We start from the raw sequence: 22,607 nt of genomic DNA on the forward strand, positions 1-22,607 counted from the left end.
AAAGGAATGACACTATTTCATAAAAAAGCCCCCATTACTTTTCAACGTAATGAGGGCCTTATGTTAATTTTTTATCCTTATGGATTAAAAGTAAATGCTAAATAATAAATAGCACCAGCCTCTGGATTACCATATGAAGTGAAATAATATTTATTTAAAATGTTTGAACCTCCCAGCTTAATGGTAGATAGAACCGATGGAATTCTTAAACTAACCTGAGCATCAACTGTGCTGTAGGATGGTACCTGGCCCGCAGCGAAAGTAGAATTCCAGTAAAATTCATCTTGCCAGCGGTAAGAAATATTAAAACCAAAGTTTTTAATCACCTCTTTATTCCCCAAACCAAGGTTGTACCTAACTTTCGGAGTATTAAAATCGTTAATGTAGTTAGCCGGCAAATCGCCAATCTGGTTGTATGAAACATTTCCGCTAAGGTTGTACTTGCCAATTAAATAATCTAAACCTAAAGCAGCACCATAAGAACTTACCGTTCCTTCTGCGTTTACAGGAACACCATATTTTACAAAGCTTCCATTAACATTTTGGTAAACATTAACTGCGGTTATAAAATCTTTGTATTGATTATAGTATCCATAAGCATCAATTAGCAACTTCGGACCAAGCAAACCTTTGTAACCAACTTCGTAAGATCTAACACTTTCCGGACGAACGCCGCGTGGATCAAAAGTATATTTTTGTAACAGTGCCGGGCTTGGTGTACCGCCAATTACTGAGCCCAGATAAGACCTGTAACTGCTTTCCGTATAACCTTTGGTAGCCTCAACGTTTAGTCCGTATTTAGTCAGGAACTCAGGTAAGCCGCCAATTAGACGCTGTACCCCGCCGCCTACAGATAAATCTATATATTGATTTTGCGTAGTTGGGTTGCGGTAACCTGTTTGGAAGGAAAGACGGATGTTATTGTTTTTCGCAACAGTGAATACACCAGTAATCCTCGGTGTAAACCGCCCTTCGAAGTTGGTGCTTTTATCGTACCGGCCGGCAACTGTTAACTTAAAAATCTCTCCAAATTTCTTACCCGCCTGCGCAAAAGCGCCGTATTCATTAATGTCAATTTTTCTATTTAAATCATCAAAGATTGTTCCGCCAGATCTTAGCTGATATTTTCTTGAAGAAGCACCAACCTGGAATTCAATCACATTATTAAATGCATTGGTAAAGTTATACATGCCTTCATAATGATACAGGTTCGTTTTATCGTCGAATTTAGCGCCATAAACACCTTTGCTTGGGTCTGTAGAACTAATGGTTGCATTCATAATCTGGTCTTTTGCTACGGCAAAGGCAGACGAGCCCGGAAGTGCCCGGTTTGCATCCGCAGCGGACCTGGCGGCGGCTTGTGCCGCTACATCACTAGCGCCCTGTGCCCTCGCGGCCGAGTAAGCAATGGTATAGGTTGGAAACCAGGCTGCAGCAGTCGGACTTGTTTTCTCATTTATATAACTACCTAAGATTGAGGAAATATAGGAATCACCTGAACGCTCCTGCGTAGTGTAAGCCCTTACAAAGAAATCCTGTCCTTTTAACTCAAGTTTAAATTGACCAATGCTAAAATTGCGGAGCGAATAACGATCAGAACCGGTATAAACCGATGTTCCCGTACCCCAGTTTGCCTGCGCAATGGCCTGAATTGTAGGCGTAAAATTATAATAAAGTGCACCTGAAGTTTTTAGCGACTTCGTATCATAATCCACTAAATCTGCTTCGTTATATCCTGTTCGGGAAACCGTTTGGCTAGGCGTTGTGTTTTTATTTAAACTGTACATTACCCCTAAAAATGGCAATGCAGGACGCAAAGCAGCGTAAGTTGCGTTTGTACTAACCAGGTTAACAATTTGCGGATAGGTTAATCCGGAACCAATAAAACTGTTAAAAGCACCAAATCCGGCAGGTGAAGACGCCTGAAAGGCGGCTTGTACAGACCTTGCTGCGCCCAGGAGATTAGAATTTACCTCATCGCCATAAACGTTTACGCCATCATAACCAGGATCTGAATTTCTATCCCCTGGCTTTACACTATTTGCAACCCTATCGAAGTTGGAATAGTTGTTGCCGAACCAGTCTTTAGCCTGTACAAATGAGAATGCCGCTTTAACGCCAAATTTATTATTCCATGATTTTGCAACCCTAACATCCAACTGGTTAAAAGGCTGTACGCTGCTGTTATTGTCATTTACATGGTTAACCCCTGTTTTGTATTGAAAACTTGCACCTGGGTATTTGAAAGGGTCTTTTGATGTCATCAGGAGCGTACCGTTAATACCGCCTGCGCCGTAGAGTGCAGAAGCTGCGCCGGGAAGTAATTCAACGTTGTCGATATCCAGTTCGGTAATGCCAACGATATTGCCCACCGAAAAGTTTAAACCGGGAGCCTGGTTATCCATGCCATCAATAAACTGATTAAAACGTGTGTTTCCGTTTGAATTGAAACCCCTGGTATTTATAGATTTAAAAGTTAAACTCTGCATGCTCGTTTCAACACCTTTCATGTTGTTGAGCGCATCATAAAAAGAAGGAGCAGCTATTTCTTTAATGGATGCAGCACTCATCCGCTCAATGGAAACCGGCGATTCTAAAATCCGCTCAGGTGTTCTTGATGCAGAAACAACCACATCGCCACCAAGTAAGGCAGCGGCCTCCATTTCTACATTTATGCCTGTAGCTGAACCAGTTACTTGTTGTTCTACGCTCGCATAACCAACATAACTACTCATTAATGTGAAGGGCAATTTTGCAGAGGTTGTAAAGCTGAATGCGCCGTTAGCATTTGTTGCCGTACCACCGGATTGACCTTTTACCGTAACAGTTACGCCAATTAATGGCTGCTTTGTTTGCTTATCTTTTACCGTACCACTCACGGTTATGTTCTGAGCCTGCACGGCAAAACAAGTTGCGCAAACAAGCATAAATACATAGAAGATCTGTGTAAAGATTTTGCTCATAAATAAGTAAATAAATTTGGTTAGTGTGTTTTTTAGTTAGTTAAACTTAAATGCTTTTTTTGAATTAAACAAATTATGTTAGCATAATAATCCAAATCATTTAATAATTTTGATTGAGGTTTTTTTGTTGTAATTTGCATAACATCCTCCAAAAGTTAATATATGCAAGTTGTCTTTTTTAGCTAACCATCTATGAATAAAATTAAGGCTCTTTTCTGTGTCATTGTCCCTATAGCATTAGCTTTTCTATTAAATACAAAAATTGGCAGTACGCCTCCCCTGTTAAAATTCCTCAATCCTTTTATGGGCTTTTGGCAAAATGCTGAAAACAACCATTTTATTTTTAATCATAAAGCAAAAATTAAAGGTGCTTTTGAGGAAATTGAAATTGTATTTGATGACCGGATGATTCCTCATATTTTTGCTAAAAATGATCACGATTTATATCTTGCGCAAGGTTACGTTACCGCCATGCACAGGTTGTGGCAAATGGATTTTCAAACCCGTTTTGCCGCTGGAAGAATTAGTGAGGTTGTGGGCGAAAAAGCAATAGAAGTAGACCGTTACCAGCGTAGAATGGGTATGGTTTATGGCGCAGAACGTTCATTAAAAGGGATGATGGCTGATCCAAAAGCCAGGGAGATGATACTTGCTTATACGGATGGAATTAACGCCTACATTAAAACGTTATCTCATGCAAATTATCCAATAGAATATAAAATTCTCGATTTTAAACCTGAAAATTGGTCGCCAATAAAATGTGCGCTTCTTTTAAAGCAAATGTCGGCTGTACTGGCCATGGGTTCTGATGAATTTTACATGACCAACATTTTGAAGAAATTTGGTCCTGAAGTTACCAAAAGCCTTTTCCCCGATTATCCTTTTCGTGAAGATCCGATCATTCCAGTTGGAACAAAATGGAATTTTTCGCCACTATCAACGCCGAAAACGCCAGCTTCTTTTACCCAAGCACAAACGGGCGAAGTAAAAACCAAAGAGAAAGTTGAAGGCATAGGAAGCAATAACTGGGCGCTATCTGGCAGTAAAACGGCATCCGGCTTTCCAATTTTAGCCAATGACCCGCACCTTGATTTAACGCTTCCCTCTATTTGGTATCAAATTCAGCTCCACGCACCAGGCGTAAATACCTATGGCGTTTCCCTCCCTGGCGCACCTGGCGTTATAATCGGTTTTAATGGCAAAATTGCCTGGGGCGTAACCAACGTTGCCGCAGATGTTCTGGACTTTTATCAAATAAAGTTTAAGGATGATTCGCACAAAGAATATTGGTATAAAAACGCCTGGAAACCGACAAAAACGCGGCTTGAAACAATTAAAATCCGTGGCGGAAAGGATGAAATTGATACGGTATTTTATACCCACCACGGGCCAGTGGTTTATTTCCAGAAACCAAAATACAGCAGGGCAAATAATGTTCCTGTTGGTGATGCTTTAAGGTGGATTGCGCACGATGAATCTAACGAATTAATGACTTTTTATTACCTAAACCGAGGTAAAAATTACGACGATTACCGAAAAGCATTGACTTTTTATACTGCTCCGGCACAAAATTTTGTTTTTGCAAGCGTTGATAATGATATCGCAATTACACCAAATGGAAAGTTTCCTTTAAAATGGAAAGACCAGGGAAAATTTATACTGGATGGAACCGATCCGGCTTATGATTGGCAAGGCTGGATCCCTGCAGACCAAAATCCTACGGTAAAGAATCCGCCACGCGGTTTTGTAAGTTCAGCCAATCAATCATCAACAGATACCACTTATCCATATTACATAAATTGGGAGTTTGCCCCATATGAGCGGGGAAAACGCATTAACGATAGGCTTGGAGCAATGAATAAAGCAACCTCCGACAGCATTCGCCTGATGCAAACCGATAACTATAGCATAATGGCTCAGAATCTTTTGCCGGCTTTGATGCCTCTTGTTGATAATGAGAAGTTAAATGCGACACAAAAGGAAGCTTTTAACTATGTTTCTAAATGGGATAAAAGATATGATGCAGACGAAATTGCCGCCAGTGTTTTTGAAATATGGACAAAACGCTTAAGTTTTGACATCTGGAATGATGAGTTCGAAGTGGATGGCATCCCGATGCGTTATCCATCGAGAGACCGTACAGTTGAAATGATTTTAAAAGAGCCAAATGCACCATGGTTTGATAATATAAAAACACCAGCCAAAGAAACCTTTAGTGATTTGGTTAATGAAGCGTTTAAATATAGTTGCGATAGTTTAGAACGCAGGTTCGGGCCGATTAATAAAGATTGGAACTGGGCAAACGTAAAGCAAACTAACGTGCCTCACCTTGCAAAGATACCAGGTTTTGGCTCAAAAGTTCTTTTAATTGGGGGCGCAAAGAGCACAATAAATGCAATTAGCGAGAGTAACGGTCCATCCTGGCGAATGGTTATCGAACTTGGGAAAATACCAAAGGGTCATGGGGTTTATCCGGGTGGCCAATCTGGTAATCCAGGCAGTAAATTTTATGATAACATGGTTGATACCTGGGCGAACGGCAAACTTTACGATTTGTTTTATATGCAATCGCCTGATGATAAATCCGGAAAAGTAATCTCTCGTTTAAAAATTTCTAAATAGCTAAAAATGGTCTTCATCGTTATACTAATAATTTGTTTCCTGCTACAGATGGTAGCGCCTTGGTGGGTTATTATCGTCATCTCATTCGCAACTTGTGGCATCATCGGCAAAACCGGAAAAATTGCTTTCTGGCAATCTTTTTTTGCTATATTTTTGCTTTGGATTGGCTACTCGCTATTTAAAAGTTTACCCAACGATAATATTCTGGCTGCAAGGGTTGCCATTATGACGGGCGTTAAAATCTGGTGGATACTTTTGCTGGTAACCGGTTTACTCAGCGGATTGGCTGCAGGAATAAGTGGCTATTGCGGCTATCAATTCCGAATGGCCATGCTCGTAAAAAAAACTGACGAAAAAATAGCATAAGGCTTCGTACTTTTGCCAGGTGATTTTTACTGCAGAAAACATTTTTTCAATCGACAATAAAAAAGAATTTGAAGCGCTGGCTTTGAGTATTTTTAAACACCAGGCCAACAATTGCCTGGTTTACAATCAATATATCCATCATTTGGGTATTCTGGCCAACGATATCGAAAACATTTCTGAGATTCCTTTTTTGCCGATAAGTTTCTTCAAAACCCATTCTGTTTTAAGCAGCGCTGCGCCAGTATCGGTTACCTTTAGCAGTTCTGGAACCACCGGGATGGTGCAGAGCAGCCACCATGTTACTGATGTAAAACTTTACGAGCAAAGCTACCTCCAGGCTTTTGAACAGTTTTATGGCGATATTGAAGAATTCTGCTTCCTGGCACTGCTCCCATCCTATCAGCAACGTGCAGGTTCGTCGTTGATTTATATGGTTAACGATTTAATTGAGAAGAGTAAACATCCACAAAGTGGTTATTTTTTATACAACCACCAAGAGCTTTTCGAAACCCTGAACGAATTAAAATCGAAAGGCCAAAAAACCGTTTTAATTGGCGTTACCTATGCCTTGCTTGATTTCATCGAAAGCTACAAGCTGGAATTTCCAGGTTTGATTGTTATGGAAACCGGCGGTATGAAGGGTAAACGCAGGGAAATGGTTCGCGAAGAATTACACGAACAACTTACACAAGGTTTTGGAATTACTGCCATTCACAGCGAGTACGGCATGACCGAACTTTTATCTCAGGCTTACTCTTTGGGCGATGGCATTTTCAATTGCCCAAACTGGATGCAGGTTATGATAAGAGATACAAATGATCCTTTAACGTGGATAGAAGATGGAAAAACCGGCGGCATTAACGTAATCGATTTAGCCAATGTTAATTCCTGTTCATTTATTGCTACCCAGGATTTAGGTAGAATAAACCCCGATAAAAGTTTTGAAGTTTTAGGCCGGTTTGACAATGCAGACATCAGAGGCTGTAACTTACTTGTCCAATAAAATTTTAAAAAAGAAAACGACAAAGCAACTCAAATCGCCTTCACGGCCATAATTCTGGTATCAAACTCGTCGCCGGGTACGAGTGCCTTTGCTTTGATACGCATTTTATAAACATAAATGGTGTTAACAGAATACTCTAAAATTGTTGCAATTGCCTGAACGTCGTTTATACCAAGTCTCATCAACGCAAATATTCTCAGGTCGGTGTTTAAAAGCTCAGGTGCTTTCGGCCAAATCTGATCTTCAGGATTTAGTAAGGAGTTAAAAACTTCGACAAAATTCGGAAAGATGCTAATGAACACACTATCAAACGTAGTGAATAAAATTTCGCGTTCTTTCTTGATATCAATATCATGCAAAGCAGGGAGCACTTCGTTGAACCTTTTTGCGAGAATTTTTCGCTCAACATTTTTCTTTAAACGATCGAGTTTTAAAATGTAACCGGAAATTACATCGAAGAAATAGCCTATGTACTTTTCATTTACAGTAGCATATTCCCTTAGTTTATCATTGATGAATAAAAGTTGCTCATTAATAACCTTTAACTCATTATTTTTCTCTTCGATAATCCGCTCTTTTACCCTGAGTTTTTTCAGCTGAATAAAAATTACAAACGAAACCAATAGAACGATAACGGTAACCAGCGCTGTAGCTAAAAAATAGAACATTAGTTTATTGTTAGCTCTTTGGGCAACCATATTTACCTGGGCAGCGATATCCGGCAGTATCGATTCAATTTTAAGCTTCCTTAGCCTATTACCGTAGAAGCCGGCATCATCCCTTGAGTTTTTTATAAAAATATAAGCGTTATCTAAGTCGCCATGTTTAAATAAATCTTCTGCAAGTAAAAGTGTTGCCAGTGTTTCCCTTGTAGAAGATTTGATATCCCAAATGGCAGATTCTGCTAAGAGCGATACGCGTTGATCATCTTGTTTTTCATTTTGATAAAAAGCAGCAAGGGCAGTTAATAACCTTGCCCTTTGGTGTGCGGTTAACTTGAATTTTTTCAGGATTTGGAGAAAAACCAAAGGCGATTTGTTCACATCGCCGGCCACCACCTGCCTGTTGCCCGATGTGAAAAGTAGCTCGAAAGAGTTTGGCGCACATTGCGCAATTGCAGAATCTAAAAATTCTACCGCCTTTTGATTATATGGACGGGTAAAGTTGGGGTCATCATTATAAATGGCCAGGTTAGAATATGCGCCAGACTTTAAACAATAATAATCGTATTTATATTTTTTATCCAGCACATCAGAGTTGATTTCTTTCAGGTAATCAAAAGTTTCTTTAAACATACCTGCATGTAATAACAGCGATGCAAGCTTAACCTTGCTTTCATTAACCTTCTTTTTGTCGCTAATTCTGCCTGCTTCGAACAAGAGTTTTTTACCGTAATAATAGGCCGAATCAAATTTGTAATATTCGTATTCATCAAAAAGTTGCAGCAAAGTATTAAACTGGCTACTTTTTTTCTCTTGTAAGGCGAGCTTAATCAACTCAATTCTGTGAAGCTTTTTTTTATCATAAACATCCTTGTTCTGAATCTCACGCTTCAACTCTGCTAAAAGGCTATCTTTTCTGGAACTTGAATACAGATTTAAGGAAATAAAAAACAGAAAACAGTAAAGAAGCAAACATTTCATTTCTGGTAGATAGGTAGAACCAAAAATAATATTATTTACACATCAAAAAATGTTGATTACCATTTTTAGGATAAAATGTTACACGCAGAAATTCAGTTTGGTAGATAATTACTCATAAAAAGAAAACTTCAACACCATCCTGGAAACAAAAAATCCCGGCACCTGGATTACTTGATATAGTCAGGCTAGGAAAAGCCTGTTAAAAGCTTCAATCTTAAGTGCTATTCGAGGATTTGGTTGCGAAATGATTTATATTTTACGAAGTACATCCATTTACAATACGTTGATTTTTAAGTATTTAAATTTATAAAACGCATTTTTTTATTATACATTTCTTTCTCATGCATTAAAGCAATGCTTTTACAGCAAAAGCAATGATAAATTAGATGATTCGATATCCAAAGGCCATCAGGCTAATCGTAAAACATTTAACCAAATAGAAAAACCATTGATAAAATTATCATCGGCGTCAATTTAGTAAAACCTTTTAGTCGCTTAATTTATCAATAAATCTGAATCATTATGAGCAGAAGAAAACCACCTTAACAGGCCAGTTCGCATTAAAGGATTTTCTTTTTCAATGCGGCTCCCTAAAACTAATTCAACGAACAAGAACTACTTAAAATATTTATATGTACAGGAATTTTTTACTATTACTGGGCTTTTGCTCACTTCTTTGTATGGCAACTTTTTCTGCAAAAGCGCAAACCAAAGTTATCTCCGGAACCGTAACCGATGTGGCAGATGGCTCACCATTATCAGGTGTTACGGTAGCAGATAATGCCAAATCATCGAGTACATCCACCAATGCACAGGGAAAATACACCTTGTCTATCCCGGCAAACGCAAAAACAATTACGTTTTCTTACATCGGCTATCAGCCAAAAACATTGCCTGTAACAAACGCCAACACCATTAACGTTGTTATGAGTTCAAGCTCAAATACCCTGCAAGATGTTGTTGTGGTTAGTGTAGGCTACGGAACAATAGACAAGCGTGAGGTTTCGAGTGCAATTACGCACATTTCTTCTAAAGATTTACTGCCTGTTGCGGCAAATAACCCATTAATGTCCTTACAGGGAAAAGTTGCAGGTTTGAACATTACAAATACCGCAATGGCCGACCCGAATTCGAGTCCGAGCATACAACTTAGGGGCGTATCATCAAGGAGCGCTGGTTTAGGCCCGCTTTATGTAATTAACGGTGTTCCTGGCGGGAATATCGACAACATCAATCAGAATGATATTGAAAGTATCGATGTTCTGAAAGGCGGTGCTGCCTCTGCAATTTATGGTACCAGAGGAAGCAACGGTGTAATTATCATCACAACAAAGAAAGGTAGTTCGCAATCTCAAATGTTCTATGATGGTTATGCCAGTTTTGATTACATCACAAATGCACTGCAAAATTTAACAACAGATGAATTTATTGCCAATAGAGTGGCAAACAAGCAAGGCCAGGATTACAAAGGCAGAACCGATTGGCTCGATGCCGTTACCAATTCGCCGGCGTTTGCGCAAAAACATACAGTTCAATTTTCTGGCGGCTCGGCTAAAACAAACTATTTCGCATCTGGCGATTACCGCGATGCAGATGGAATAGATTTACGTGCACACAAAACCGAATATGGTGCCAGATTATCGATAAACCACGCGACAGATAACAACATGTTTGTAGCAACGCTGACAGCAGCACCACGGTTTATGCGTAGCAACAACTCTGACCAGGGAAACTTTAACAACGCACTGACACTTAACCCAACTTATCCGATTTTTAATAACGCCGGCAAATACAACTACATCAACACCGGATTCTTTTCTAATAACCCGGTGGAAAACGCAAATGTGTTAAAATCCGAAGCTGAAATTAAAGAGTTGGACATTAACGGCTCGTTGAAAATGAACATTCTCTCGAATTTAAGTACTACCGTAACCATTTCCGAGATTAGCCGTTCAGCGAAAAACCTGTATTTCCAACCGTCAACATTATCCTCAGTTGTACAGGCCAATAAAATTACCCAAACCAACTTTGCCTCGCAGGAGCAACAGGAAAATGACCAGAAAAACATTGAATGGACTGGCAATTACTCAGCAGCTGTAGGCAAAAACCACGTTAAGCTTTTGGGTGGCTATTCGTATTCCCTTTACAATTACAAGCGGTTTTATGCCCAGAATTACGATTTGCCTTTTGATACCTATCTGTGGAATAACCTGGGTTCTGGCTTGTACAATGGTGGCGCCGCCGGTCAAGGGCAATCTGCCGTTGCCTCAACACAAAATGGCTCTACATTAATTTCCTTTTTTGGGCGGGTAAACTATGATTTCGACAACAAATATATTTTAACAGCCAGCTTGAGGCGTGAAGGTTCTTCAAAGTTTGGAGCCAACAATAAATGGGGAAATTTTCCTGCAGTTTCTGCCGCATGGCGGATTTCTGATGAGGAATTCTTTAAAAAATCTGTGCCTTGGATTAGCGACTTAAAACTTCGTGCAGATTATGGCATTACCGGTAATCAGGATTTTGGAAATTACCTTTCGTTATTATTGTACGGTGGCGCCGGATACTTCCCGTATAATGGACAATATTATCAGGTGTACGGACCATCATCAAATGTAAATCCAGACTTAAGCTGGGAAAAATCTGAAAATTTTAACGTCGGTGTAGACTTTTCATTATTTAATAACCGCCTTAGTGGCTCGTTAGATTACTATATTAGAACCAATAAAGATTTACTAGGTTCTTATACGGTTCCGGTTCCTCCAAATACACAATCAACGACGTTTACCAACGTTGGAACAATGAAAAATTATGGCCTTGAACTGGCCCTGACCGGCGAGATTGTGAAAGCGACCGACTTCAGCTATAGCGCAAACCTTACCTTCGCTTACAACCGCAATAAATTTATTTCCTTTTCAAATGAAATCTACAAAGGTGGTACTTTCCAGGATGTGGCCGGACTTCCGGCTCCGGGTTCACCAGGAAACATCCAGCGGATTCAGGAAGGCCACAGTATCGGGGAATTTTATACGCTTCGCTCTGCAGGCGTGAACGATGCAGGCGCACTTCTTGTTTACAAAGCAGACGGCTCAATTGTTCAGGCAAATTTAGCCTCGAATGATGATAAACAATTTGTAGGCAATGGCTTACCAAAGTTTACCGGGTCACTTGGCAACAATTTCAGGTATAAACGTTTTGATTTAGGGATTTTTATCCGAGGTACTTTTGGCTTCAAAATCTTCAACACAAGTGCGTTTTATATTGGCACACCCTCAAGTCAGAGCGATGCAAACGTGCTAAAATCGGCTTACGACAGCTCAAGCAAATATTCCCTTCTTAAGAGCAATGCAACAACTTCCATCGCTTCTGATTATTTTCTTGAAAACGGCTCTTTCTTAAAAATTGATAATGTATCACTTGGCTACAGACAACCGTTAACAACAAAATATTTAAAATCTGTTCGGGTTTATGCTGCAGGTAGGAATCTTCACACCTTTACCAAATTTACAGGTGGCGACCCAGAATCCGTTCAGGTAAATGGGCTTACTCCCGGTGTGAATACATCACTTAATTACTATCCTTCAACGCTACAGCTCATCTTTGGTTTACAGGCAACTTTTTAAAGCAGAAAAAATGAAAAAGAATTATAAATTAATTACCGGCAGTGTCCTGTGCTTTTTACTGGCAGTTACAGGATGTACAAAATTAGACGAACATGTTTACGATCAGGTTGATGCGGCGAACTTCCTAACCAGACGGGATGATGTAATCCGGGATTTTCTTCGTCCGTTTGAACATGCTTACTGGAGCATCCAGGGTAATGATGTTTACGCCGTTGGCGAAGATTGTACAGATGAAATTGGCACTTACAACCGTCAGGGCGACTGGCAGGATGGTGGCTATTATCAGCGCATGCACTACCACACCTGGACTGCCCAGGATGGCTTTGCAAATGGCGGATGGCGAAATTTCTACCAGGGTATCGTGCTGGCAACAAACTCATTACAGGATATGGAGGGCATAACAGACCCAGCCAAACTGAGCATAACACCTGATGAACTGACTGATTTTAAAGCAGAACTGAGAACCTTGAGGGCCTGGTTCTACCTGCGTGCCTTCGATTTTTACCGGAACATCGAAATTGTAACAGACGTAAAAAACTCTACACAAGGTGGAACGCAGGCAACGCCTCAGGAAACTTTTAATTATATCGAATCTGAGCTTAAGGCTGCAATTCCGCTTTTACCAACACGGGAGCAGCTTGGCGCAAATGGAATTGGAAGATGGACAAAAGCAGCCGCCGCAACTCTATTATCCCGCCTTTACCTAAACGCAAAAGTGTATATCGGTACAGATAAATACACAGAATGCGAAACCGTTTGTCGTGATATTATTGCCGGCAAGTACGGCAGTTATACCTTGGATAACCGATGGGACGCACCTTTCGACTATACCAATAAAACGCTGAACTCAGAGGTTATTTATGGTTTCCCAGGAACCTTAGCCAGAACACACTGGCAATACGATAGTGGTATGTTTTTCTGGGGAATGACTTACGATGCTGCCCCGCTTTATTGTGGTTTCACAGATTTTGGACAGTCGAACCCACGCTTTGCTTTACAGCCTGGCCGCGATGTAGACAGCGTGGAGTATACCCACACCCTGGGCAAACCGTTTGTTAAATTCCAGAAATATCCTGATGATCTGCGCTTGAAAAAGTACAAAAATCTTGGCGACAGCAAACGTGAAGGTATGTTTTTATATGGCTACCTACCCTACTCGAAAGTGGTAAACGGTGTTACCAGAACCGATACCGTAAGGGGAAATAAAGGTCCGTATGCTTTGTTTATCAGAGACCAGGTTGGCCTCTTCCTCGGAGCAAAACCTGGAGTTAAAATTGCCGATAAAGAATCTAACATGAATCACGCAGATCATAATTCTGGCGTATTCCTGGTAAAATACCCGGTTTACCCAACTTCCGATCCGAACAGAATCACATCTGCCTATGCAGAAATCAGGTTATCTGAAGTTTACTATACCCTTGCAGAGTGCAGATACCGTGCAGGTGATAAAGCCGCAGCTGCCACCCTCCTCAATCAGGTAAGGCAACGGAATTATCCGGCAGCCTCACCGAGCTTGTATAATGCTACGGGCAGCCAGCTTACAGACCAGGAAATGCTTGATGAATGGGGCAGAGAATTTATTGGGGAAAACCGCCGCAGAACAGATTTGATCCGCTGGGGTGTATTTAATACCGGCATTTGGTGGGACAAAAAACCTGATGCAGATAAACACACGGAAATATTTCCAATTGGACGGGATATTCTAAGTGCTAATCCTAAGCTCAAACAAAATCCCGGATACTAGTTATATCGCTCTCAAAAATAAATTAAGTTAAATTTGGATTAGTTGGGTGTCTCCGGTAAAACGGAGGCACCTTTTTTATGAATGCGATTTTAAGAACTACCGCTTTTACCGTTACTCAGCAATTAATAAAAAGTAATTTTTCTTGCCTTTCTGGACAACAATAAACTGCTCGTTAATTAAATGTGCTGTGGTAAATAGTTGGTTTGCATCTAAAACCTTTTCTTTATTTACTGAAACGCCACCACCCTGGATTAATTTTTTGGTTTCACCCTTTGATGCAAATACAGCGGTTTTTTCAGCAAGTAGTGTGGCAGCATCTAAACCCGCCTGCAACTCCGATTTGAGAACTTTGTACTGAGGAATCCCTTCAAACATTTCCAGAACCTGATTTGGCGACAAACTTTGCAAAAACTCGAGCGAGCCGTTGCCGAACAAAAATTCAGAGGTTTTAATCGCGGTTTCCAATGCTTCAGGCGAATGCGTTTTAACCGTTATATCTTCAGCTAAAGCTTTTTGTAAAATTCTTAAGTGCGGTGCGGCATCATGCTGAATTTCTAAATCTTCGATTTCGGCCTTCGTTTTTAACGTAAAAATCCGAATCCATTTTTTAACATCATCATCAGATGCGTTTAACCAAAACTGGTAAAATTTATAAGGAGAAGTTTTTTCGGGATCTAACCAAATGGCGCCGCTTTCGGTTTTACCAAATTTAGTTCCATCTGCCTTTTTTATCAATTGCGTGGTCATTGCAAATGCAGTTCCACTATCTTTTCTTCTAATTAATTCTGTACCGGTTACAATATTGCCCCACTGGTCCGAGCCACCCATTTGTACCACGCAGTTGTGGTGCTTCCATAGATAGTAAAAATCATAGCCTTGCACCAATTGGTAACAAAATTCTGTAAATGACATGCCTGTATCGCCTTCAAGACGTTTTTTAACACTGTCTTTTGCCATCATATAATTTACGGTAATGTGTTTGCCAACATCACGGATAAAGTCTAAAAAGTTCATATTTTTAAACCAATCTGCATTGTTAACCATTACAGCGCCATTCCCAGCATCCTCAAACTTTAAAAACTTTGCAAGTTGTCGTTTCATGCCGGCTAAATTATGCTCAACCATTTCCGGTGTTTGCAGGTTGCGCTCATCAGATTTCCCCGATGGATCGCCAACCATGCCTGTTGCGCCACCAACTAATGCAAAAGGCTTGTGCCCGGCATTTTGAAAGTGGATCAGTGTCATAATCTGCGTTAAATGGCCTACGTGTAGAGAATCTGCCGTTGGGTCAAAACCGATATAACCCGATGTCATACCCTCTTTTAACTTTTCTTCAGTATTAGGCATAATATCGTGTAACATGCCTCTCCAACGTAACTCTTCAACAAAATTTGTCATGGTATAAAATTATTGCGCAAAGATAGTTTTTTGAAAGTAAAGCCGAAAGCGAAATCCGGAAGGTGATTTATAGATTCGAAAATTGATTTGTTATCTTCAGGTTAAGATAGCAGCTAATTTAAACTTCGCCACTGATAAAAGTTATCTTTACATCATGAACTTTCTTTCGCATTTTTATTTCGACAGGTTTAATAGCAATGCCAATGTGGTAATGGGCGTTGTGCTGCCCGATTTAGTTAAGAATGCGTCAAAGGAAGCCAATTTGTATCCGCAAAAAAATGAGTTTTTATTCTTTGGAAATCCGGACGAAGAAGCCTTACTGGCGGGATGGAAAAGACATCTGGCCGTCGATTTATTGTTCCACTCATCTGAATTCTTCCTGGAAAAAACAACTGAATTGAAACACTTGATTATCCCGGTTGTGGAAAATACCGCCGTACGCCCTTCATTCCTGGCGCACATCGGTCTCGAACTCCTGTTAGATCACCTGCTTATCGAACACAATCTGGTACAGGTAAATCAGTTTTACGATAATTTAAGCAACGTTAAAAAAGATTCGCTGAGCGATTTCCTGGAACATTGCAAACTCAAAAATCCTGAGGTTTTTTTTAAATTTCTTGAACAGTTTATCAGCAGCAAATACTTGCTAAGTTACCAAAAACTGGAAAACATCAGCTATGCGTTAAACCGGATTTGTATGCGCTTGTGGCCGCAAACCCTTAATGACCATCAACTGAACCAGCTTACTTACCAGCTGGCAGTTTTTAAAGAAATTTTGGATAAAGATTTTATAACCATATTTGAGTACATAGAAAACAGGCTGGTTTAAACACTGAACCTAGCCGCCCACTTTAATCGATGCAACTGGCCGTTTCCGCTGCATATTTGAAGCAACGAGCACGGTACCCAAAGCTAAAGACAGAAAAACACCTTCTACAATTAGCCCTGTACGTTTTCTTTTTACACCCCGCATAATATTGTAGAGCGCTATTACGCCCAAACTACCTAATTCTATAGCTCTTTGCGACTTAAAAGGCACGCTTCCCTTACGGGTGAAAGCGGCGGTTACCAAGCTATCTACCATGCTCAGATTTCTGGAAACCGACTTTTTTATTTTCCCTTTTCCATAGTGGATGCCAATGGCATTGCCGGCAAACTTTAAGCCTTCAAGTAATAAATCGTTTTTGATGTTTTTCTTAGTAGTCGTATTTTCCATATCTCTTTCCTCTATAAATTCAACACCACTTCCACTAATAAGGTTTTGAGTATTTCAAAGTTTCCACCCAAGCAAAATCTAATTTGGCAAAAGCGAGATAAAGGCGATTAACTGTGGCAAAAAACAACAATTTTCTATAAGTTTGTTGCATGTCGTTATTTACTGCAAAAGAAGAAATGGATGCCCTTGTGGCAGAGTTAAACCAACATAATTACAATTACTATGTTCTGGCAATGCCAACCATTGGTGATTTTGAATTTGATAAAAAACTTAAGCATCTGGCAGAATTAGAGCATGCCAACCCGGAATATGCAGACCCGAATTCACCTACGCAAAGGGTTGGTGGCGACATTACCAAAAACTTCGTAACTGTTCCACACAAATACCCAATGTTATCGCTCGGGAACACTTACAATGAGCAGGACCTCCGCGATTTTGATGAACGAATCAGAAAGGCGATCGGAGACAATTTTCAATACGTTTGCGAGCTTAAATTCGATGGCTTATCCATAAGCTTAACCTATGAAAATGGAAAACTACTTCGGGCCGTTACCCGTGGCGATGGCACCAAGGGCGATGATGTAACCAACAATGTAAAAACAATCCACACCATTCCTCACCAAATAAGAAGCGATAAAGCGCCTGCACAATTCGAAATTCGTGGCGAAATTTTTATGCACAAAGCTGCCTTCCTCAAACTTAATGCTTATCGTGAAGAACTTGGCGAGATTCCTTATGCAAACCCCCGAAACTTTGCTTCTGGCACAATAAAAATGCAGGATAGCGGCGAGGTTGCAAAAAGACCCCTCGATGGGTTTATTTATTTCCTCTACACAGATAAGAATGAATTTAAAACCCACTGGGAAAGTTTAAATGCAGTTAAAGATTGGGGTTTCCACGTCTGCGAACATAACCGGCTGGTAGACAGTATTGATGATGTTTTAGCTTTTATCCACCACTGGGAAAACGAGCGCTTTAAGCTAAGTTACGACATTGATGGCATTGTTATTAAAGTTAACAATTACAGCCAGCAACAGGAACTGGGCTTTACCGCAAAATCGCCACGTTGGGCAATTTCTTACAAATATAAAGCTGCAGAGGTAGAAACTACACTCGAAAAGGTAACCTACCAGGTTGGCCGAACTGGCGCGGTAACCCCGGTTGCAAACCTGAAACCTGTTTTGCTTGCCGGAACAACCGTAAAAAGAGCGACTTTGCATAACGCAAACGAAATTGAACGGCTGGATTTGCACGAGGGTGATACCGTATTTGTGGAAAAAGGCGGTGAAATCATTCCCAAAATAATAAAAGTTAACCTAGATAAGCGTTTACCAGATGCTAAAAAGGTTCATTACCTTCATAACTGCCCTGAATGTGGAACTGAATTAATCAGAAAAGAAGGCGAGGCAGTTCATTATTGTCCGAACGATGAAGGTTGTCCGCCACAGATTGTTGGAAAAATTCAACACTTTATTAGCCGTAAGGCAATGAACATCGACGGATTGGGAGATGAAACTATCGAAACCTTTTTTAAAAGAGGACTCGTTAACCATATAAGTGATTTATACACACTTTATCAGAAGTCGGACCAGCTAAAGTCCATTGACCGCTTCGGTGAACGCTCAATAGAAAATATGCTTGCCGGTATCGAAAAATCGAAGGAAATGCCTTTCGAAAAAGTGCTCTTCGGCTTAGGCATTCGTTATGTTGGCGAAACTGTTGCCAAAAAATTAGCCGCGGGGGCAAAAAATGTAGATAACCTGGCTAAGGCAAATGTAGAAGAACTCATCGCTATTGATGAAATTGGACAACGCATTGCTGAAAGCATTGTTGAGTATTTTGCAAAAGCGGAGCATATATCGCAAATAGAATTATTAAAAGAGGCCGGATTACAGTTCGAAATTGAAGAAAAAGTAATAACGCTCGACAGTGATATGCTAATTGGAAAAACATTCGTAATTTCGGGCGTTTTTGAAAACTATAGCCGGGACGAATTGAAAGATTTAATCGAAGCTAACGGCGGAAAAATTTTAAGTGGCATATCGGGCAAGCTAAATTACCTGGTTGCCGGAGAAAATATGGGGCCTTCAAAACTGGAAAAAGCAAACAAATTAAACATCCCAATCATCAGCGATGCGGAGCTATTGGGAATGATAAAGTAAGAAAGAATGTAATTGACTTATTGGATGATATGACGAGGAAATGCGCCATCGCTCCATAATTCACATTCAATAATTAAAAAAGTAATGAACAAATTTCAGGGTACTGGTGTGGCTTTAGTTACGCCTTTTAACACAGATGGAACAGTTGATTATAATGGTTTAGAGAACCTTATTAATCACCTGGTAAACGGAGGGATAGATTACCTCGTTTCTTTAGGTACAACCGGCGAAACAGCCACCATGACTAAAGACGAGAAGAAGAAGGTGTGGGCTTTTACTGCTGAAATTAACAACAACAGATTACCATTGGTTGCCGGAATTGGTGGCAACAATACATATGCAGTGGCCGAGGAAATAAAAACATTCAATTCTACTGGCTACAGTGCAATATTATCCGTTAGCCCTTATTACAACAAACCAACTCAGGAAGGAATTTATCAGCATTACAAGCACCTTGCAGAGGTTTCTCCGCTTGATTTGATTTTATATAACGTGCCCGGAAGAACGATGAGTAACATGACTCCGGAAACAACGTGCAGATTGGCACACGATTTTAACAATATCATTGCAACAAAAGAGGCATCAGGTAACTTCGACCAGTTTAACCAGATAATGCGTGATAAACCGGAAGATTTTCTTTTAATATCCGGAGATGATCCAATTACTTTACCAATGATTGCGTTAGGTGCTTCGGGCATTATTTCGGTAATTGCAAATGCTTTGCCGAAGCAATTTTCTGATATGGTAAACCTTTGTTTAAAAGGCGATTTTAGATCAGCGGTTCCGGCACATTTAAGCCTGATAGAATTTACAAAGTTAGCCTTTGCAGAAGGCAACCCCGCTGGGATTAAGGCTGCTTTAAAAAACCTTAATGTGTGTGGTGATACGGTTAGATTGCCATTAGTTAAAGCATCGTCAGCACTTGAAGCGGCAATTGTAAAAGAAATAGAGAAAATAAGTGTAGTTGCTTAACATTGTTTAAACAAAAAACAGGTTGTTTTGCCATCAATAGCAATTAAAACAACCTGTTTTTTCTATGCAATCACCAGTTCTTCTGCGAAAGCCGCATAAAATGCTACAGTTTTCATTTCTCGCTGCCAGGCAAACAAAATGGCGCAGTAGCTTAACCGGTTATTAACTTACAAGCTTTACTTTCTTAGCTAACTTGGCAGCTGTTGATGCTCTTTTAATAAGGCTGGCCGGCAGTTTGATTACAGAAGATTCCTGCAATCCATCGGTTTTTTTCGCGTCGAGCCTTTTCAACATCAGCTGAAAAATCTGCCCTGCTATTGCTTTAATGGGTTGCTCGATGGATGTTATTGAAGGGCTAATAAATTCCAGCAGTTCAAAATCATCGAATGAAATAAGTGCCTTTGCAGTAAGCAGCGTTTTATCTTTAGTTTTAAATAACTGAAGCGCACTCATGGTAAGGTAATTGGCAGCAAATAACACCGCATCAGTATCCTTATTTTCGAGTAAAAAGCTTTTTATCTTACCAACGGTCGTTTTTTGGTCGGTATAAACGATCTGAAGAATATTCTCTTTGAGTCCAAATCTCTTAATTGTGTTCCGGTAGCCGTCTAAACGGTCGAGCATTTGTTGCTGAGCGGTTTCTATCGTGATGAACGCAATGTTTTTGAACCCATTATCAACAAGATGCGCCGTAGCATCTGCGGTAGCTTTTGCATTGTCTGTTAGTACAAAATCTGCATTTATCTCGGGCAAAAATCTGTCAAAAAATACCATCGGCACCTTACTGTCGAGCAGCGCCGTCACTTCGTTTTCCAGGCCTTCCGGTAAGGCGATAATGTAACCATCAACCTGGCGCTCGCTAAAAATCTTCAACATATCGCGGGCTCGTTCTTTATCGTTTCCTATGCTGCCAAAAATTATTTTATAGCCATGTTCTGAAGCTTTTTCATCGATATGCCTTGCAATTTCCGAGAAAAAAGGTTTCGAGATGTCATCTACCAGGAAGCCGACAATTTTGGATTTTCCTGTACGCAATCCCCTCGCAAGGGAGTTTGGCTTATAGGCCATTTCTGCTACGATTTTTTCAATCTTCGAAATTACCGACTCGCTAATATGTTTTTCCTTCGCTTTACCATTTATCACGAACGATACCGTTGTTACTGAGGTGCCGCTAATCCTAGCGATGTCTTTAATTGAAACTTTCTGCATTGAAAAATATCTTAAAACCTTTTATCTTTTGTTTATTAAAAAATAGGGTGTTTATTCTGTTAAAGTTAATAATTTCCGGTAACACCGAGTTCGAGGCCGCGAAGTTCTGCTAAACCCCTCAGGCGTCCTATCGCTGAGTAGCCCGGGTTGCTCTGTTTCGCCAAATCATCCAGCATCTGGTGACCATGGTCGGGGCGGAAAGGTATCGGTTTTTCCCTCAAGGCATTTTCTTCAGATAAAGCTTTCATGATTTCGTACATATTTACATCGCCACCCAAATGGTCGGCTTCATAAAAACTGCCATCTTCATCTTTGGTTACATTACGCAAATGTGCAAAATAAACCCGTGCTTTCACTGCGTTGAAAATTTCTAGCGCATTATTCTCTACACCTGCGCCAAGCGAGCCTGTACAAAAGCAAACGCCGTTAAAAGGTTTATCCACGTTGCTGAGGATGTAATTGAAATCATCAAGCGTGCTTGCAATTCTTGGTAAACCCAAAATTGGATAAGGCGGGTCGTCTGGATGGATGGTCATTTTTATACCCTCCTGTTCGCAAACGCCGGCAATTGATGAAAGGAAATAAACCAGGTTTTCCCGAAGGCCATTAAAACCAATCCTGGCATATTCATTAATGCTGTTGCGCAGGGTTTCCAGCTCAATTTCTTTTTCGTTGGGTATGCCCATCAAAACATTTATGCGTAAATCATCAAGTTGCTGCTGGTTTAAAGTTGCAAACTTACTTTCAGCCCTTTGCAGAACTGAAACCGGGTAATCGTCTTTCGCACCGTCTCTTTTTAAAATATAAAGGTCGAAAACCGCTAAATCAATCCAGTTAAAATAGAGGGCTTTCGAGCCGTCGGTCATTTCCAGATCGAGTTGCGTGCGGGTCCAGTCTAACACCGGCATAAAGTTATAGCAAACGGTTTTTATGCCACAGGCAGCAAGATTTTGAAGGGAAATTTTGTAATTCTCGATGTATTTACCGGCATCCGCCCGGCGTGTTTTTATCGCCTCATGCACTGGCACACTTTCTACAACAGACCAGCTCAGGCCTGCTGCCTCGATAATTGCTTTTCGCTCTTCGACATCGGCCAACGGCCAGATTTCGCCATGTGGAATGTGGTGCAAAGCGGTAACGATGCCGGTTGCACCGGCCTGTTTCACGTCAGACAAAGTTACAGGGTCGTTAGGTCCGTACCAACGCCAGGTTTGTTCTAATTTTTTATATTTGGTTTTCATGTTTCGGCCGGAAGTGCTGGCATTAACTGCGATTAAGAGGCAAGTTTGTTGTGCAGGTTAGTTTCAGCATCACTTGTCAGGCTTTCCACTTTGCCAGATTCGACGAGCTCTATATATTCCGAAATAACACCTAGCATAATTTCATAATACAAATTCTTTTTGCCTTCTGCCCTCGTGAAGTGGAAAGCTTTCGCATTATTTAATTGATTTGAACTAACGCTGTAACTGAATGCGCTGGAATAAAGCCATCCCGGGAGGTTACGCTGAGGGAGGTCAATCGTACAATACCTCAAAGGATTTGCTGGTTGCCGCTCATCTATTTTAGTCCGGTAAACCACCGGTAAATGCACAATGCCTTCTCCAAACAAATTAATAAGGACGGTAATTCTCTTTTCCATTTTCAAAATCCATTTGGAATAAGTTCCGGAAAGCTTTTTTGGTCCGGTAC

The 22,607-nt window shown here is 40.5% G+C and carries 15 protein-coding genes; 8 read left to right on the forward strand and 7 right to left on the reverse strand.

The genetic code is table 11. From position 1 onward, the window contains the following. Positions 1–77 precede the first annotated feature (77 nt). Entirely contained in the window at positions 78–2,963 is a 2,886-nt protein-coding gene (locus tag AC0IWT_RS08955; RefSeq protein ID WP_471796882.1) for a TonB-dependent receptor domain-containing protein, read from the reverse strand. A gap of 192 nt (positions 2,964–3,155) precedes the next feature. On the opposite strand from AC0IWT_RS08955, the gene AC0IWT_RS08960 reads away from it, so the two are divergent. Genes AC0IWT_RS08960 through AC0IWT_RS08970 form a run of 3 tightly spaced genes read left to right on the forward strand, consistent with a single transcriptional unit; the run spans position 3,156 to position 6,954 of the window. Continuing rightward, positions 3,156–5,585, forward strand: coding sequence for a penicillin acylase family protein (locus tag AC0IWT_RS08960; protein WP_471796883.1), 2,430 nt, complete (start codon positions 3,156–3,158; stop codon positions 5,583–5,585). Positions 5,586–5,591: 6 nt separating this feature from the next. Continuing rightward, the gene (locus AC0IWT_RS08965) at positions 5,592–5,951 is read left to right on the forward strand and encodes a hypothetical protein (RefSeq protein WP_056871414.1); all 360 of its coding nucleotides are present in this window, start codon (positions 5,592–5,594) and stop codon (positions 5,949–5,951) included. 19 nt (positions 5,952–5,970) lie between these two features. Continuing rightward, positions 5,971–6,954: a LuxE/PaaK family acyltransferase gene (locus tag AC0IWT_RS08970; protein WP_471796884.1), complete on the forward strand. Its 984-nt coding sequence runs from the start codon at positions 5,971–5,973 to the stop codon at positions 6,952–6,954. Between the two features lie 29 nt (positions 6,955–6,983). Here the strand turns inward: AC0IWT_RS08970 and AC0IWT_RS08975 are convergent, their stop codons facing one another. Continuing rightward, a complete protein-coding gene (locus tag AC0IWT_RS08975; RefSeq protein WP_471796885.1) occupies positions 6,984–8,597 on the reverse strand; it encodes a DUF6377 domain-containing protein in 1,614 nt (537 codons plus the stop codon). Positions 8,598–9,277: 680 nt separating this feature from the next. Between AC0IWT_RS08975 and AC0IWT_RS08980 the strand changes: the two genes are divergently transcribed. Together AC0IWT_RS08980 and AC0IWT_RS08985 are read left to right on the forward strand one after the other, a co-directional pair. After that, positions 9,278–12,217, forward strand: a complete 2,940-nt coding sequence (locus AC0IWT_RS08980) for a SusC/RagA family TonB-linked outer membrane protein (protein ID WP_471796886.1) — start codon at positions 9,278–9,280, stop codon at positions 12,215–12,217. Between the two features lie 10 nt (positions 12,218–12,227). After that, entirely contained in the window at positions 12,228–13,961 is a 1,734-nt protein-coding gene (locus tag AC0IWT_RS08985; RefSeq protein ID WP_056871777.1) for a RagB/SusD family nutrient uptake outer membrane protein, read from the forward strand. Positions 13,962–14,072: 111 nt separating this feature from the next. Here the strand turns inward: AC0IWT_RS08985 and tyrS are convergent, their stop codons facing one another. Beyond that, positions 14,073–15,359 carry a tyrosine--tRNA ligase gene (gene tyrS / locus AC0IWT_RS08990; RefSeq protein WP_471796887.1) on the reverse strand — a complete coding sequence of 429 codons (1,287 nt, stop codon included), beginning with the start codon at positions 15,357–15,359 and terminating at the stop codon, positions 14,073–14,075. A gap of 154 nt (positions 15,360–15,513) precedes the next feature. Between tyrS and AC0IWT_RS08995 the strand changes: the two genes are divergently transcribed. Then, positions 15,514–16,188, forward strand: a complete 675-nt coding sequence (locus AC0IWT_RS08995) for an ACP phosphodiesterase (protein ID WP_471796888.1) — start codon at positions 15,514–15,516, stop codon at positions 16,186–16,188. A 9-nt stretch (positions 16,189–16,197) separates the two neighbouring features. Here the strand turns inward: AC0IWT_RS08995 and AC0IWT_RS09000 are convergent, their stop codons facing one another. Beyond that, a complete protein-coding gene (locus AC0IWT_RS09000) occupies positions 16,198–16,575 on the reverse strand; it encodes a hypothetical protein (protein ID WP_056871420.1) in 378 nt (125 codons plus the stop codon). 149 nt (positions 16,576–16,724) lie between these two features. Here AC0IWT_RS09000 and ligA point away from each other — a divergent pair, with 149 nt between their 5' ends. Both ligA and dapA read left to right on the forward strand, forming a co-directional pair. Continuing rightward, on the forward strand, positions 16,725–18,737 hold the full coding sequence (gene ligA / locus AC0IWT_RS09005; RefSeq protein ID WP_471796889.1) for an NAD-dependent DNA ligase LigA: 2,013 nt from the start codon (positions 16,725–16,727) through the stop codon (positions 18,735–18,737). Between the two features lie 84 nt (positions 18,738–18,821). Next, positions 18,822–19,709: a 4-hydroxy-tetrahydrodipicolinate synthase gene (gene dapA, locus AC0IWT_RS09010; RefSeq protein WP_471796890.1), complete on the forward strand. Its 888-nt coding sequence runs from the start codon at positions 18,822–18,824 to the stop codon at positions 19,707–19,709. A gap of 162 nt (positions 19,710–19,871) precedes the next feature. Here dapA and AC0IWT_RS09015 read toward each other — a convergent pair whose 3' ends face one another. From AC0IWT_RS09015 to AC0IWT_RS09025, 3 genes are all read right to left on the reverse strand, one after another. After that, positions 19,872–20,918 carry a LacI family DNA-binding transcriptional regulator gene (locus AC0IWT_RS09015; protein ID WP_471796891.1) on the reverse strand — a complete coding sequence of 349 codons (1,047 nt, stop codon included), beginning with the start codon at positions 20,916–20,918 and terminating at the stop codon, positions 19,872–19,874. A gap of 65 nt (positions 20,919–20,983) precedes the next feature. Continuing rightward, positions 20,984–22,159, reverse strand: a complete 1,176-nt coding sequence (uxuA, locus tag AC0IWT_RS09020; protein ID WP_471796892.1) for a mannonate dehydratase — start codon at positions 22,157–22,159, stop codon at positions 20,984–20,986. 32 nt (positions 22,160–22,191) lie between these two features. After that, a complete protein-coding gene (locus tag AC0IWT_RS09025; protein WP_471796893.1) occupies positions 22,192–22,557 on the reverse strand; it encodes a hypothetical protein in 366 nt (121 codons plus the stop codon). Between the last annotated feature and the right edge of the window lie 50 nt (positions 22,558–22,607).

Source organism: Pedobacter sp. AC464 (genome assembly GCF_979253075.1).